At 60.6% G+C, this 14,163-nt stretch carries 13 protein-coding genes; 5 read left to right on the top strand and 8 right to left on the bottom strand.

Annotation, left to right across the window (positions count from 1 at the left end):
• Nucleotides 1-56: 56 nt before the first annotated feature.
• The 5 genes from serS to BM059_RS07410 form a co-directional block, all read right to left on the bottom strand.
• The gene (serS, locus tag BM059_RS07430; RefSeq protein WP_074937718.1) at nucleotides 57-1,337 is read right to left on the bottom strand and encodes a serine--tRNA ligase; all 1,281 of its coding nucleotides are present in this window, start codon (nucleotides 1,335-1,337) and stop codon (nucleotides 57-59) included.
• A gap of 80 nt (nucleotides 1,338-1,417) precedes the next feature.
• A complete protein-coding gene (gene crcB, locus BM059_RS07425) occupies nucleotides 1,418-1,798 on the bottom strand; it encodes a fluoride efflux transporter CrcB (RefSeq protein WP_074937717.1) in 381 nt (126 codons plus the stop codon).
• A complete protein-coding gene (locus tag BM059_RS07420) occupies nucleotides 1,795-3,120 on the bottom strand; it encodes a replication-associated recombination protein A (RefSeq protein WP_074937715.1) in 1,326 nt (441 codons plus the stop codon). Before BM059_RS07420 ends, crcB begins: the two co-directional genes overlap by 4 nt.
• Before the next feature lie 3 nt (nucleotides 3,121-3,123).
• Nucleotides 3,124-3,750: an outer membrane lipoprotein periplasmic chaperone LolA gene (gene lolA / locus BM059_RS07415; protein WP_074937713.1), complete on the bottom strand. Its 627-nt coding sequence runs from the start codon at nucleotides 3,748-3,750 to the stop codon at nucleotides 3,124-3,126.
• A gap of 125 nt (nucleotides 3,751-3,875) precedes the next feature.
• A complete protein-coding gene (locus tag BM059_RS07410) occupies nucleotides 3,876-6,284 on the bottom strand; it encodes a DNA translocase FtsK (RefSeq protein WP_394327996.1) in 2,409 nt (802 codons plus the stop codon).
• A 194-nt stretch (nucleotides 6,285-6,478) separates the two neighbouring features.
• On the opposite strand from BM059_RS07410, the gene trxB reads away from it, so the two are divergent.
• The 4 genes from trxB (at nucleotide 6,479) to infA (ending at nucleotide 9,284) form a co-directional block, all read left to right on the top strand.
• Nucleotides 6,479-7,429, top strand: coding sequence for a thioredoxin-disulfide reductase (trxB, locus tag BM059_RS07405; protein ID WP_074937710.1), 951 nt, complete (start codon nucleotides 6,479-6,481; stop codon nucleotides 7,427-7,429).
• A 56-nt stretch (nucleotides 7,430-7,485) separates the two neighbouring features.
• Nucleotides 7,486-8,166, top strand: coding sequence for a leucyl/phenylalanyl-tRNA--protein transferase (gene aat / locus BM059_RS07400; protein ID WP_074937708.1), 681 nt, complete (start codon nucleotides 7,486-7,488; stop codon nucleotides 8,164-8,166).
• 54 nt (nucleotides 8,167-8,220) lie between these two features.
• Nucleotides 8,221-8,928 carry an arginyltransferase gene (locus BM059_RS07395; RefSeq protein ID WP_074937707.1) on the top strand — a complete coding sequence of 236 codons (708 nt, stop codon included), beginning with the start codon at nucleotides 8,221-8,223 and terminating at the stop codon, nucleotides 8,926-8,928.
• A 137-nt stretch (nucleotides 8,929-9,065) separates the two neighbouring features.
• Nucleotides 9,066-9,284 carry a translation initiation factor IF-1 gene (gene infA / locus BM059_RS07390; protein WP_002553999.1) on the top strand — a complete coding sequence of 73 codons (219 nt, stop codon included), beginning with the start codon at nucleotides 9,066-9,068 and terminating at the stop codon, nucleotides 9,282-9,284.
• Nucleotides 9,285-9,379: 95 nt separating this feature from the next.
• On the opposite strand, the gene clpA is transcribed toward infA, so the two are convergent.
• Both clpA and clpS read right to left on the bottom strand, forming a co-directional pair.
• Nucleotides 9,380-11,650, bottom strand: a complete 2,271-nt coding sequence (gene clpA / locus BM059_RS07385) for an ATP-dependent Clp protease ATP-binding subunit ClpA (RefSeq protein ID WP_036999452.1) — start codon at nucleotides 11,648-11,650, stop codon at nucleotides 9,380-9,382.
• Nucleotides 11,651-11,679: 29 nt separating this feature from the next.
• Nucleotides 11,680-12,042: an ATP-dependent Clp protease adapter ClpS gene (clpS, locus tag BM059_RS07380; RefSeq protein WP_003460431.1), complete on the bottom strand. Its 363-nt coding sequence runs from the start codon at nucleotides 12,040-12,042 to the stop codon at nucleotides 11,680-11,682.
• Between the two features lie 231 nt (nucleotides 12,043-12,273).
• On the opposite strand from clpS, the gene cspD reads away from it, so the two are divergent.
• Nucleotides 12,274-12,543: a cold shock domain-containing protein CspD gene (gene cspD / locus BM059_RS07375; protein WP_036999451.1), complete on the top strand. Its 270-nt coding sequence runs from the start codon at nucleotides 12,274-12,276 to the stop codon at nucleotides 12,541-12,543.
• 75 nt (nucleotides 12,544-12,618) lie between these two features.
• Here cspD and icd read toward each other — a convergent pair whose 3' ends face one another.
• Nucleotides 12,619-13,875, bottom strand: coding sequence for an NADP-dependent isocitrate dehydrogenase (icd, locus tag BM059_RS07370; RefSeq protein ID WP_036999450.1), 1,257 nt, complete (start codon nucleotides 13,873-13,875; stop codon nucleotides 12,619-12,621).
• Between the last annotated feature and the right edge of the window lie 288 nt (nucleotides 13,876-14,163).

Genomic DNA, 14,163 nt, shown 5'->3' with positions numbered 1-14,163 from the left:
CCATCGTCAGGCGCGCTATATAACCGGGGTAGCCGCACTACCCCGCTTACACCGGCTTAGCCGATCGCTTCAATGCCGCCCATGTAGGGCTTCAGAACCTCGGGCACACGAATGCTGCCGTCGGCCTGCTGGTAGTTCTCCAGTACCGCCACCAGGGTGCGACCAACCGCCAGACCGGAACCGTTGAGCGTATGCAGCAGCTCTGGCTTGTTGGTTTCCGGGTTGCGATAGCGTGCCTGCATGCGGCGCGCCTGGAAGTCGCCGCAGTTAGAGCAGGACGAAATCTCGCGGTACTTGTCCTGGCTCGGCACCCAGACTTCCAGGTCATAGGTCTTCACCGCAGAGAAGCCCATATCACCGGTGCACAGGGCCAGCTTGCGATACGGCAGCTCCAGCAGTTGCAGCACACGCTCGGCGTTGGCGGTCATGCCTTCCAGCGCCTCGAAGGACTTGGACGGCTCGACGATCTGCACCATCTCGACCTTGTCGAACTGGTGCTGGCGGATCATCCCGCGTGTATCACGGCCCGAAGCGCCCGCCTCGCTGCGGAAGCATGGCGTGTGGGCGACGAACTTCAGTGGCAGCTGTCTAGCATCAAGAATCTCGCCGGCGACGATATTGGTCAGCGACACCTCGGCGGTCGGGATCAGGTACAGATCGGCCTGGTCTTCACGGACGATCTTGAACAAGTCTTCCTCGAACTTCGGCAACTGACCGGTGCCTTGCAGCGCCGGCGCCTGTACCAGGTACGGGGTGTAGGCTTCTTCGTAACCATGCTCGCCGGTGTGCAAGTTGATCATGAACTGCGCCAGGGCGCGATGCAGGCGCGCGATGGGCCCGCGCAGCAAAGCGAAACGCGCGCCGGAGAGCTTGGCAGCGGTCTCGAAGTCCAGCCAGCCGTGTTGCTCGCCGAGGGCGACGTGATCCTTGACCTCGAAATCGAAGCTGCGCGGCGTACCCCAGCGCGCAACCTCGACGTTGCCGTCTTCATCGGCACCGACCGGCACGGACTCGTGCGGCAGGTTGGGAATGTTCAGCAGCAGGTTGTCCAGCTCGCTCTGGATGGCGTCCAGCTCACGCTTGCCGGCCTCCAGGTCGCTGCCCATCTGGTCGACTTCCGCCAGCAGCGGCGCGATGTCTTCGCCACGCGCCTTGGCCTGGCCGATGGATTTGGAACGGCTGTTGCGCTCGGCCTGCAGTTGCTCGGTGCGCACCTGTACTGACTTGCGCTGACTCTCCAGGGCCTCGAAGCGGGCGACGTCGAGGGCGAAGCCACGGGTGGCGAGGCGCTCGGCAATTTCGGTGAGTTGCGTGCGGACAAGTTTGGAATCGAGCATGTTCGGGTCTCAATACATCGACTAAAAAAGATTGCGGCCACCAGCGTGACGCTGGTTGCCGAGTGTAAAGCTTTAGCGGGTCAGGATGCCAATCGAGCCAGGCTCAGACCGGCCCATGCAGCCAGCAGGCCACCAATGATACTGAATGCCAGGTAACCGAAGGCCTCGGGAGCGCGACCGCCCTCCATCAGTTTCATGATTTCCAGACTGAAAGACGAAAAGGTGGTGAAGCCGCCCAGAACGCCGGTAATCAGCCCGGTACGCAGCTCCAGCGGCAGGTCGGTACGGGTCAGGAACAGACCTGACAGCAGACCAATCAGCAGGCAACCGATGACGTTTACCGCAAAGGTGCCCAAGTAGAAATGCCGAGGCCAGTTACCGGCTACCCAGCTGGCAACCAGAAAGCGCATAACCGAACCAGCCGCGCCCCCTACGGCGACAGCGAGCGCTACACGAATCATGGCTTTCTCCTTTGCCTGGAGCTACTGGCGTCGAGCTGACGCAGGTGCTGCAGCTTGTCGCGGATTTTCAGCTCGAGGCCACGCGGCACTGGATCGTAATACTGACGCGGCTGCAGGTTTTCGGGGAAATAATCCTCACCCGCCGCATAGGCATCGGGTTCGTCGTGGGCGTAACGGTATTCATCGCCATAACCGAGCTGCTTCATCAGCTTGGTCGGCGCATTGCGCAGGTGCAGCGGCACTTCCTGCGAGCCCTGCTCAGCGGCATCGCGCATGGCGGTCTTGAAAGCCGTGTACACCGCGTTGCTCTTCGGTGCGCAAGCGAGGTAGACGATGGCCTGCGCCACAGCCAACTCGCCTTCCGGGCTACCCAGACGCTCCTGCACGTCCCAGGCATTGAGGCACAGGGTCAAGGCGCGCGGGTCGGCGTTGCCGATGTCCTCGCTGGCCATGCGCACCACGCGCCGGGCGATATACAGCGGGTCGCAGCCGCCATCGAGCATGCGCGCGTACCAGTACAGTGCACCGTCCGGGCTGGAGCCGCGCACCGACTTGTGCAGCGCGGATATCTGGTCGTAGAAGGCTTCGCCGCCCTTGTCGAAGCGCCGCCGGCTATCACCCAGCAAATTCTGCAGCAACTCCACGCCGAGCTCGCCATCGTCCTCGGCCAGGTCGGCGGCATTCTCGAGAAAGTTGAGCAGGCGACGGCCATCGCCATCGGCTGCAGCCAGAAGAATCTGAAAGGCCTCGTCCGGCAGGCTGAGGCGGCGTTCGCCCAGGCCTTTCGGATCGGTTAGCGCACGCTGGACCAACTTGCGCATCGCTGCCTCGTCGAGGCTCTTGAGCACGTAGACGCGCGCACGCGATAGCAGCGCATTGTTCAGCTCGAACGAGGGATTCTCGGTGGTAGCGCCGATGAAGATCAGCGTGCCGTCTTCCACATAGGGCAGGAAGGCGTCCTGCTGGCTCTTGTTGAAGCGGTGCACTTCGTCGACGAAGAGGATAGTACGGCGACCGTATTGCGCAGCATGTTGCTGAGCCACCTCGACGGCCTGGCGGATCTCCTTGACCCCGGAGAGCACCGCGGAAATGGTTTCGAAATGCGCGTCGGTAACCTTGGCCAGCAGCCGTGCCAGGGTGGTTTTACCCACGCCGGGCGGCCCCCAGAAGATCATCGAGTGCAAAGCGCCCTGCTCCAGCGCCTCACGCAGCGGCTTGCCCGGCGCCAGTACATGCTCCTGCCCGACGTATTCGTCCAGACTGGTTGCACGCAAACGCGCAGCCAGAGGCTGCGCGACGGGTTGGCGGCCAAACAGATCCACGCGTTACTCCTGGATGACGTCCGCGCCTTCAGGAATGTCGAAGGTGAACTGGCCGTTATCGACCGGCTCGTTCATCTTCACATTGAGGAACAGGATATTGGTGCGCTGGCCGATGCTGTCGATCAACTGCATGTCGTTGAGCACACGGTTGCGGAACGACAGGCGCAGGCTATCGAACAGGCTGTCCTTGGCCTTGGGCTTGAGAATGAAGTCGACCACGCTACCGCCTTCCTTGTAGTCGATCTCGAAGTTCTCGCGAATCTGCGACACGTCACCGGACAGCAAAAGCGCCGGTGTGTGAGTCAGGCGCTGATCGAGGGTCTGGATGGTGACCTGCTCGAGATCCGGGTCGTACAGCCAGACTTTCTCGCCGTTGGACACCAGCAATTGCTCCATCGGCTGGTCGGTGTGCCAGCGGAACATGCCCGGACGCTTGAGCAGCAGTTCCCCGGCAGTTTCCTGCAGCTGGGTGCCGCTGGCGTCGAGGGTCAACTGAGAAAAGCGCGCACTGATGGTCTGTGCCTGGCTGAGCAGCTCGCTCAGACGCTTGGTGGCCGCCTCTTCATCAGCCTGGGCGGTCAGCAGGGTAAAGCTCAGAGCAGCCAGCATCAGCAGGCGAATAACACGCATATAAACCCCTTGAATCCGTATGAGAGTGGCGAGGCGACTCCGCACCTCGCGTTGCTCGGCAGCACTTGGCTGCCGTGAAATTCTGTAGACCGCTGATTCAGCGCATTGTCCGCGCGTAGACACATTCAGTCGCGAGCGGAACCGGGTGCCAGCACTTCGCGTGAGCCGTTGGTATTCATCGAGCTGACCACACCGGCCATTTCCATTGCCTCGATCATTCGCGCAGCGCGGTTGTAGCCAATCTTCAGCTTGCGCTGCACCGCGGAAATCGACGCGCGACGGCTTTCCAGCACGAAGTTGACAGCCTCGTCGTACAGCGGGTCTTCCTCGCTGCCCTCGCCACCTTCACCGCCGCTGCTGCCTTCGAAGCCGCTGCCGCCCTCTTCGGCGCCGGCGAGGATGTCTTCGTTGTAATCCGGCGCGCCACGCAGCTTCCAGGCTTCGACCACGCGATGCACCTCATCGTCCGAGACGAAGGCGCCGTGAACACGAATGGGCAAGCTGGTGCCGGGCGGCATGTAGAGCATGTCACCGTGCCCCAGCAACTGCTCGGCGCCACCCTGGTCGATGATGGTGCGCGAGTCGATCTTGCTCGATACCTGGAACGCCATACGGGTCGGGATGTTGGCCTTGATCAGGCCGGTGATCACATCCACCGAGGGGCGCTGAGTGGCGAGAATCAGGTGAATGCCAGCCGCACGCGCCTTCTGGGCGATACGTGCGATCAGTTCTTCGACCTTCTTGCCGACGATCATCATCATGTCAGCGAATTCGTCGACCACGACGACGATGGTAGGCAGTGGTTTGAGCAGCGGCGCCTCGTCCTCCATGTTTTCACGGCGAAACAGCGGGTCAGCCAATGGCTCGCCAGCTTCGATAGCGTCCTTGACCTTGCGATTGAAGCCGGCCAGGTTACGCACGCCCATCTTCGACATCAGTTTGTAGCGGCGCTCCATTTCGGCAACGCTCCAACGCAAGGCGTTGGCCGCCTCCTTCATGTCGGTGACGACCGGGCAAAGCAGGTGCGGGATGCCTTCGTAGATCGACAACTCCAGCATTTTCGGGTCGATCATGATCAGCTTGGCGTCTTCCGGGCTCGACTTGAACAGAATCGACAGAATCATCGCGTTCACGCCCACCGACTTACCGGAACCGGTGGTACCAGCCACCAGCAAGTGCGGCATCCTGGCCAGATCGGTGATGACCGGCTTGCCACCGATGTCGTGCCCCAGTGCCAGGGTGACCGGCGACTTGGCATCATCGTATTCGGGGGTCGACAGCACTTCGGAAAAACGTACGATCTGGCGATTCTCGTTGGGAATCTCGATACCGACGGTGGTCTTGCCGGGGATGACCTCGACGACACGCACACTGGTCACAGCCAGCGAACGCGCCAGGTCCTTGGCCAGGTTGGCGATGCGACTGACCTTGACGCCAGCGGCCGGCTGAATTTCGTAGCGCGTGATCACCGGGCCTGGATGGATCGAATCTACCGCGACCTCGACGCCGAATTCCTTGAGTTTGATTTCCAGCAGGTGGCCGACGCCTTTGAGCGACTCAGGCGAATACTCGACCTTCTTGGCTTCCGCTGGGTCGAGCAGGGAAATCGGCGGCAAGGTACCTTCCACCGCGCTGTCGACGAACAGGGGCGCCTGCTTTTCCTTCTGCACACGTTTGCTTGGCTCTGGCGCCTTGGCCACGGGTGGCGGCGCGATTACCGGCGCGGGGCGCTTCTCACGCTCGCTCATGTGCTTGCTCAGCGACTCTTCACGCTCGAGCAGGCGCTCCTTGACCTTGGCCTGTTCGCGGCGGTCCGACACCACCGGCGCAGCCACCTCGGTGACCCGCTCGTCTAGCTCGCGCAGTTGAATCTTCATCTGCTTGCGCTCACTGCGTGCGTTCCACCAGCCGGTGATGGCGCCGTGAATCAGTTCGATCAGATCAAGGGTGATCTTGCCGGTCAGGTCCATCACGCGGAACCAGGACAGATCGGTGAAAACGGTCAAGCCGAACAGAAACAGCGCCAGGAATACCAGTGTGCTGCCTTGCACGTTCAGCGCATGTACGGCCAGATCGCCGAGGCTGGCACCGAGCATGCCGCCACCGGAGCCCTGCATGCCGGAGGCCGCAGCGAAGTGAATATCGCCCAGCGCAGCGCCGGAAAGAATCAGGAAAACCAGGCCGATGCTGTGCCAGGAAAACAGCCAACCATTCCAGTGCCAGGGCTGATTACGGGTGCGGAATACCTGCCAGGTCTTGGCCGCCAGCAGAAGCGGGAATATATAGGCGAAGTAGCCCAGCGCGCCGAACAGCGCACTGGAGAGCCAGGCGCCAATACTGCCGCCGGCGTTGATGATGCGCTCGACCTGCACACTGTTATCCCACGCCGGATCAGCGACGTTATAGGTCAACAGTGCCATCAGCAGGTACAGGCACATCGCGCCCAGGGCGATCAATGCGCCTTCCTTCAGTCGATACTGAAGCTTCTGACGCCAGTCGATAATCTGGGTGGTGGAATTCTTCAAAACAGCCATTTCCTGCGCCCTTGGCGCGTCCATCTGATGGTTAACCGCAGAAGCGGCATATTGTAGAGCCAGCCTGACGCCGAGGCCAATTGCCAAGCTCCCGCACCCACCCCGCTTCGGTGTAGCATAGCCGCCAGCAGCTTCCATGCGGCTCAATTGGAGCACGCATTCTCTTTTGTGACAAAGGCTTATGGGGGTTTTTTATGAGCGAAGTCAAGCATTCCCGCCTGATCATCCTGGGTTCCGGCCCTGCCGGTTACAGCGCCGCCGTTTATGCCGCGCGTGCCAACCTCAAGCCCGTGGTCATTACCGGCATCCAGCCTGGCGGTCAGCTCACCACCACCACCGAAGTGGACAACTGGCCGGGTGACGTCGAAGGCCTCACCGGCCCGGCGCTGATGGAACGCATGCAAAAGCACGCCGAGCGTTTCGACACCGAGATCGTTTACGACCACATCCACACCGCCGAGTTGCAGAACCGTCCCTTCGTCCTCAAGGGCGACAGCGGCACTTACAGCTGTGACGCACTGATTATCGCCACTGGCGCCAGCGCCCAGTACCTGGGACTGCCGTCAGAAGAAGCATTTGCCGGCAAGGGCGTTTCCGCCTGCGCGACCTGCGACGGTTTCTTCTACCGCAACCAGGTGGTCGCTGTGATCGGTGGCGGCAACACCGCCGTGGAAGAAGCGCTGTACCTGTCCAATATCGCCAAGGAAGTGCACCTGGTGCACCGTCGCGACAAACTGCGCTCAGAGAAGATCCTGCAGGACAAGCTGTTCGACAAGGTCGAGAACGGCAACATGCGCCTGCACTGGAACCACACTCTGGACGAAGTACTGGGCGACCAGACCGGCGTGACCGGCGTACGCCTGAAAAGCACCGCCGATGGCAGCAGCAAAGAACTGGCACTGGCCGGCGTGTTCATCGCCATCGGCCACAAGCCCAATACCGAGCTGTTCGTCGGCCAGCTGGACATGCATGACGGCTACCTGAAGATCAAAGGCGGCAGCGAAGGCAATGCCACAGCCACCAGCATCGAGGGTGTATTCGCCGCTGGCGACGTGGCCGATCACGTCTACCGCCAGGCCATCACCTCGGCCGGCGCTGGCTGCATGGCAGCACTGGATGTCGAGAAATTCCTCGACGGTAACTGATGGCAAAAGGGCGAGCGCCATCGCTCGCCCTCCCCTCCTCCGCTGGACAAGCGCACATGCTGACCTGGCTGCAACGTGACTCACTGCAGTTCCCGCCACTGGCAAAAGCCATGCGCGAACCCAATGGCCTGCTCGCCGCCGGCGGCGACCTAAGTGCCGACCGACTGATCAGCGCCTACCGCCACGGCTGCTTCCCCTGGTTCGACGATGGCCAACCGATCCTCTGGTGGTCACCCGATCCGCGCACGGTGCTGCTCCCCGAGGAGCTGCACGTTTCTCGCAGCCTGGCCAAGCTACTGAGACAAAATCGCTACAGCGTCACCTTCGACCAGGATTTTGCGGCTGTGATAAAAGCTTGCGCCGAGCCGCGCGCCTACGCCGATGGCACCTGGATCACCCGCGGCATGCAGGACGCCTACCTGCAACTGCACCAGCGCGCCATCGCCCACTCCGTGGAAGTCTGGAGTGACGGTGAGCTGGTTGGCGGGCTTTATGGCCTGGCCATGGGCCAGCTGTTCTTTGGCGAATCCATGTTCAGCCGCGCCGACAATGCCTCCAAGGTTGGTTTCGCCACGCTGGTCAGCAAGCTACAGCAATGGGGCTTCGTGCTCATCGACTGCCAGATGCCCACACAGCACCTGCACAGTTTCGGCGCCAGATCCATTCCGCGCGCCACATTCGCCGAGTACTTGCAGCGCCATCTCGATCTGCCAACCACAGCGGATTGGCTCGCCTAGTCGAGCGGCCAAGCCTGGCTTACACTCTTAGTCAGGCCTTTGCGAGACGACGCCATGACCGAGCTGGCCCGCCTGAAGTTCTACGCCACTCAACCCCATCCATGCAGCTATCTGCCGGAAGAGCAGGCCACCACCCTGTTTCTCGACCCCAGCCAGCCCATGGACGTGCTGGTCTATGCCGAACTGTCGGAGCTGGGCTTCCGCCGTAGCGGCGATCACCTCTATCGCCCGCATTGCCAGCAGTGCACTGCCTGCATCCCCGCACGTATCCCGGCAGCGCGCTTCACCCCGAGCCGCCAGCAGCGGCGCATCCTCAAACGCAATGAAGATATCGTCGTTCGCTGCGTACGCCCGACATTTACCGAAGAGTATTACGCGCTCTATGTGCGCTACATCGAGCTGCGCCACGCCGACGGCGACATGTACCCGCCGAGTCGTGACCAGTTCTCGACCTTTCTGGTGCGCGATCTGCCATTTTCACACTTCTATGAGTTCCGCCTGCAGGGCAGACTGGTTGCCATCGCCGTCACCGACGCTCTGCCGAATGGCCTTTCGGCTGTTTACACGTTCTACGACCCAGCCGAAGAGCGCCGCAGCCTTGGCCGCTTCGCCATCCTCTGGCAAATCGGTGAAACCGAACGCCTGGGGCTGGAGGCCGTCTATCTCGGCTACTGGATCAAGAACTGCCGCAAGATGAACTACAAGACCCAGTACCGCCCGATCGAACTCTTCGTCAACCAGCGCTGGACAATGCTTACCTAGCCGCCTGGCCAACCATTCAACACGCTCGACAATCCAAGCCCCTTGGCGCAGCCCCCTGTTTTCGGGCACAATGCACGCCGCTTTTGCCTGGCGCCAGTTGCACCGGGCCATTTCCTGGATACCGAGGGCTTTACTGCATGTCGAAAGAAGACAGCTTCGAAATGGAAGGCACTGTCGTCGACACCCTGCCCAACACCATGTTCCGCGTGGAGTTGGAAAACGGGCACGTCGTTACCGCGCACATCTCTGGCAAGATGCGCAAGAACTACATTCGCATTCTCACTGGTGACAAGGTGCGTGTTGAACTGACGCCTTATGACTTGAGCAAAGGCCGCATCACCTACCGCGCCCGTTAAGCCAAGCACCAAACGAAAACGCCCGGCATATGCCGGGCGTTTTCGTTGGTTCACTGAAAGCCAGCGAGGCTTTCAGTGTCCGTGAGGCCATTCGATCAGGCGACCTCCGCCGCCGTCTCGAACTCGAAGCTGGGCTCGCCATCCTTGACGTCGACGTGCACCACGCCGCCATGCTCGGCCAACTCGCCGAAGAGGATTTCTTCTGCCAGCGGACGCTTGATCTTGTCCTGGATCAAGCGCGCCATCGGCCGCGCACCCATCATCACATCGTAACCGCGCTCGGCCAGCCAACTGCGCGCCGCGTCGCTGACTTCCAGCGTGACACGCTTGTCTTCCAGCTGCGCCTGCAGTTCGGTGAGGAACTTGTCGACGATGCTCTTGATGGTTTCGTGACTCAGGCGGCCGAACTGGATGATGGTGTCCAGGCGGTTGCGGAACTCCGGCGTGAAGCTCTTCTTGATGACTTCCATGGCATCGGTGGAGTGATCCTGATGAGTGAAGCCGATCGACGCACGCGAGGCGGTTTCGGCACCAGCGTTGGTAGTCATGATCAGGATGACATTGCGGAAATCCGCCTTGCGCCCGTTGTTGTCGGTCAGCGTGCCATGGTCCATCACCTGCAGCAGCAGGTTGAAGACTTCCGGATGCGCCTTCTCGATTTCATCGAGCAACAGCACGCAGTGCGGCTGCTTGGTGATCGCCTCGGTCAGCAAGCCGCCCTGATCGAAACCGACGTAACCCGGCGGCGCACCAATCAGACGCGACACGGTATGGCGCTCCATGTACTCGGACATGTCGAAACGCACCAGCTCGATACCCATCGCCTTGGCCAACTGCCTCGCAGCCTCGGTCTTGCCCACGCCTGTGGGGCCGGCGAACAGGAAGGAACCGACCGGCTTGTCCGGCGCCTTGAGGCCGGCACGCGACAGCTTGATTGCGGTCGAGAGCGAATCGATGGCGGCATCCTGACCGAAGACGGTGAGCTTCAGGTCACGCTCCAGATTGCGCAGCAGTTCCTTGTCGGAGCTGGACACATGCTTTGGCGGAATCCGCGCGATCTTGGCGACGATGTCTTCGACCTGAGCCACCTCGATACGTGACACCCGCTTGTCTTCCGGCTGCAGACGTTGGTAGGCGCCTGCCTCGTCGATCACGTCGATGGCCTTGTCCGGCATGTGCCGGTCATTGATGTAGCGCGCAGCTAACTCGGCCGCTGCACGCAGGGCCTCGTCGCTGTACTCGATGTGGTGGTGCTGCTCGAAGCGCGCCTTGAGCCCCTTGAGAATGCCGACGGTATCCTCCACCGAAGGCTCGACCACGTCGACTTTCTGGAAGCGCCGCGCCAGCGCGCGATCCTTCTCGAAGATGCCGCGAAATTCCTGGAAGGTAGTGGAGCCGATGCAGCGAATCTCGCCAGACGACAATACGGGTTTGAGCAGATTGGACGCATCCATGACCCCGCCCGATGCCGCGCCCGCACCGATGATGGTGTGGATCTCGTCGATGAAGAGGATGGCGTGCGGGCGCTTGCGCAGCTCGTTGAGCAGCGCCTTGAAGCGCTTCTCGAAGTCGCCACGGTATTTAGTGCCAGCCAGCAATGCGCCAAGGTCGAGCGAATAGACCACGCTATCGGCCAGCAGATCAGGCACCTGCTCGTCGACGATGCGCTTGGCCAGACCTTCTGCAATAGCGGTCTTGCCTACCCCGGCCTCACCCACCAGCAACGGGTTGTTCTTGCGGCGGCGCGCGAGAATCTGTGCAACTCGCTCGACCTCATGCTCGCGCCCGACCAGCGGATCGATACGCCCCTGACGAGCCAGCTCATTGAGGTTGCTCGCGTAAGCATCGAGCGGATTGCTTGAGGCAGACGATTCACCGCCCTCCTCATCCTGCATGTCCTGGTCGCTTTCCTGGTGATCGCCATGTCCGGGCACCTTGGAGATGCCATGGGCGATGTAGTTGACGACATCGATACGGGCGACGCTCTGCTGCTTGAGCAGGAACACCGCCTGGCTTTCCTGCTCGCTGAAGATCGCAACCAGTACGTTGGCGCCGGTCACTTCACGCTTGCCGGAGCTCTGCACGTGGAATACCGCACGCTGCAGGACACGCTGGAAGCCCAGCGTCGGCTGGGTTTCGCGGTCCTCATCGTGCTGAGGAATCAGCGGCGTGGTGGAGTCGATGAACTCCTGCAAATCATGGCGCAGCTTGTCGAGATTGGCCCCGCAAGCCCTTAAAACGCTGGCCGCAGCTTCGTTGTCCAGCAAAGCGAGCAGCAGGTGCTCGACCGTCATGAACTCATGACGTTTGGCACGGGCCTCCTTGAAAGCCAGATTGAGGGTGACTTCGAGCTCTCGATTCAACATAGCTTCACCTCATACCCAAGTGGCCGGCGTTAACCGTCCTTCTCTATTTCACAGAGTAGCGGATGCTGGCTCTCTCGCGCGTATTGGTTGACCTGCATTGCCTTGGTCTCCGCAATATCGCGGGTGTACACACCACATACCGCACGCCCTTCTGTATGGACGGCCAGCATGATCTTGGTTGCCAGCTCCCGGTTCATGCCGAAAAACGTTTCGAGCACTTCGACGACGAAATCCATCGGGGTGTAGTCGTCATTGAATAAGACCACCTTGTACATCGGTGGTGCCTGCAATGCTGGCTTGGATTCCTGAACAGCAATACCAGAGGAGTCATCCTCGTGCTCTGCCGGGTGATCCTGATTGAATGTTAGTCGAATCTGGCTACTTGCATGCATGCTGAAATCAGAGGTTCAGGGCCGGGCGAACGGGGATGCTAGAGGGAGTTTGACTGAGTTCTCAGCCATCCGCCGTATAGCCTTGACTAACGGCAAAAGGGTGTTACAACAAATGAATACCCATAAGCGGGTATCAGGGATTCCACGCCTTCGCCCAGCCTGGTTGGTTATCGCGCGGAATCGAAGTGGATGATACTCCAGAGATGGAGTCCTTTGCAGAGGGATATCAGCATGCTCAGCGGTAAGGTCAAGTGGTTCAACAACGCCAAAGGCTATGGGTTCATCCTGGCCGATGGCCGAGATGAGGACCTGTTCGCCCACTACTCGGCCATCCAGATGGAAGGTTATAAAACGCTCAAGGCCGGCCAGCCGGTCTGCTTCGAGATCGTGCAAGGCCCCAAGGGGCTGCATGCCGTCAATATCAGCGCGGTGACCGCCAATCAGGAGGCCCCTGCGGCCTTACCCCAGGCGCAAGCTATCGCGAGCACTGTCGAAGCCTGAGTATCCTGGCAAATCGCCATGAAAAGGCCGGTCATGTGACCGGCCTTTTTTTCACGCTCTGGATCAGCCAACTGATCACATATGGTTGATCATCGCGTCGCCAAACTCGGAGCACGACATCAGCTTCGCGCCCTCCATCAGACGTTCGAAGTCATAGGTCACGGTCTTGGCGGCAATGGCGCCGTTGGTGCCCTTGATGATCAGATCAGCCGCTTCGGCCCAGCCCATGTGACGCAGCATCATCTCGGCAGAGAGAATGACCGAGCCCGGGTTGACCTTGTCCTGGCCGGCATATTTCGGCGCCGTGCCGTGAGTTGCTTCGAACATCGCTACGGAATCGGACAGGTTGGCGCCCGGCGCGATACCGATACCACCGACCTCAGCTGCAAGGGCGTCGGACAGGTAGTCGCCATTGAGGTTGAGCGTGGCGATGACGTCATATTCGGCCGGGCGCAGCAGGATCTGCTGCAGCATGGCGTCGGCAATCACGTCCTTGACCACGATGTTCTTGCCCGTGCGCGGGTTCTTGAACTGCATCCACGGGCCGCCATCGAGCAGCTCGGCACCGAACTCCTCGCGTGCGATCTCGTAACCCCACTCCTTGAAGGCACCTTCAGTGAACTTCATGATGTTGCCTTTGTGCACCAGGGTTACCGAACTGCGGTCGTTGTCCACGGCGTACTGCAACGCCTTGCGCACCAGGCGCTTGGTACCGGCCTCGGAAACCGGTTTGATGCCGATACCGCACATGTCGGTGAAGCGAATCTTCTTGACGCCCATTTCCTCGGTGAGGAACTTGATGACCTTCTCGGCTTCTGGGCTGCCGGCCTTCCACTCGACGCCGGCGTAGATGTCTTCGGAGTTCTCGCGAAAGATCACCATATCGACGTCGCCTGGTTTCTTCACAGGACTGGGCACGCCCTCGAACCAGCGCACCGGGCGCAGGCAGACATAGAGGTCGAGCTCCTGGCGCAGGGCCACGTTCAGTGAGCGGATGCCGCCACCAACAGGCGTGGTCAGCGGACCTTTGATCGAAACCACGTAATCGCGTACGGCTTCGAGGGTCTCTTTCGGCAACCAGGTGTCCTGATCGTAAACCTGCGTAGCTTTCTCGCCGGCGTAAACTTCCATCCAGGAGATCTTGCGAGCGCCGCCGTAGGCTTTTTCGACGGCCGCATCGACGACCTTGATCATCACAGGGGAAATATCGACACCAATGCCGTCACCTTCGATGAACGGGATGATCGGGTTGTTCGGAACACTCAGTGACATATCGGCATTGACGGTGATTTTGTCACCGGTGGCTGGCACCTGGATCTTTTGGTATCCCATGCTGGACTCCATCTTGTGGTTAGACAGTGTGCATCCCCGAGAGTAGCGCAAAGCGCCCGGTGAAACACATGTGCAAAGGTCTTATTCAACTGGGCATTCTGCGGCGCGGTGCCGCAGTGGTATACTGCTTAGGTGACTAACGAGTCATAAGGGGCTACCTGTCTGGAACCAGGCAGCAACCTCTTGAATTCGGTAAACGGCCACCACTGTTTGCCGGCTCGAATGCTCGACACTCTACGGGTGCATCCAACATCACCGCGGCGAGTCCTCGACCCGGCCCCAACCATG

The sequence above is a fragment of the Ectopseudomonas composti genome (assembly GCF_900115475.1).
In the GTDB taxonomy this organism is placed as follows: domain Bacteria; phylum Pseudomonadota; class Gammaproteobacteria; order Pseudomonadales; family Pseudomonadaceae; genus Aquipseudomonas; species Aquipseudomonas composti.
This window is presented reverse-complemented; position numbering and strand designations above follow the sequence as displayed.

Coding starts and splice junctions, on each gene's coding strand:
- crcB (WP_074937717.1), bottom strand. CDS start 1,798: ATGATTCGTGTAGCGCTCGCTGTCGCCGTAGGGGGCGCGGCTGGTTCG.
- icd (WP_036999450.1), bottom strand. CDS start 13,875: ATGGGATACCAAAAGATCCAGGTGCCAGCCACCGGTGACAAAATCACC.
- BM059_RS07410 (WP_394327996.1), bottom strand. CDS start 6,284: ATGGCTGTTTTGAAGAATTCCACCACCCAGATTATCGACTGGCGTCAG.
- clpS (WP_003460431.1), bottom strand. CDS start 12,042: ATGCATGCAAGTAGCCAGATTCGACTAACATTCAATCAGGATCACCCG.
- aat (WP_074937708.1), top strand. CDS start 7,486: ATGCTGACCTGGCTGCAACGTGACTCACTGCAGTTCCCGCCACTGGCA.
- BM059_RS07395 (WP_074937707.1), top strand. CDS start 8,221: ATGACCGAGCTGGCCCGCCTGAAGTTCTACGCCACTCAACCCCATCCA.
- serS (WP_074937718.1), bottom strand. CDS start 1,337: ATGCTCGATTCCAAACTTGTCCGCACGCAACTCACCGAAATTGCCGAG.
- trxB (WP_074937710.1), top strand. CDS start 6,479: ATGAGCGAAGTCAAGCATTCCCGCCTGATCATCCTGGGTTCCGGCCCT.
- lolA (WP_074937713.1), bottom strand. CDS start 3,750: ATGCGTGTTATTCGCCTGCTGATGCTGGCTGCTCTGAGCTTTACCCTG.
- cspD (WP_036999451.1), top strand. CDS start 12,274: ATGCTCAGCGGTAAGGTCAAGTGGTTCAACAACGCCAAAGGCTATGGG.
- infA (WP_002553999.1), top strand. CDS start 9,066: ATGTCGAAAGAAGACAGCTTCGAAATGGAAGGCACTGTCGTCGACACC.
- clpA (WP_036999452.1), bottom strand. CDS start 11,650: ATGTTGAATCGAGAGCTCGAAGTCACCCTCAATCTGGCTTTCAAGGAG.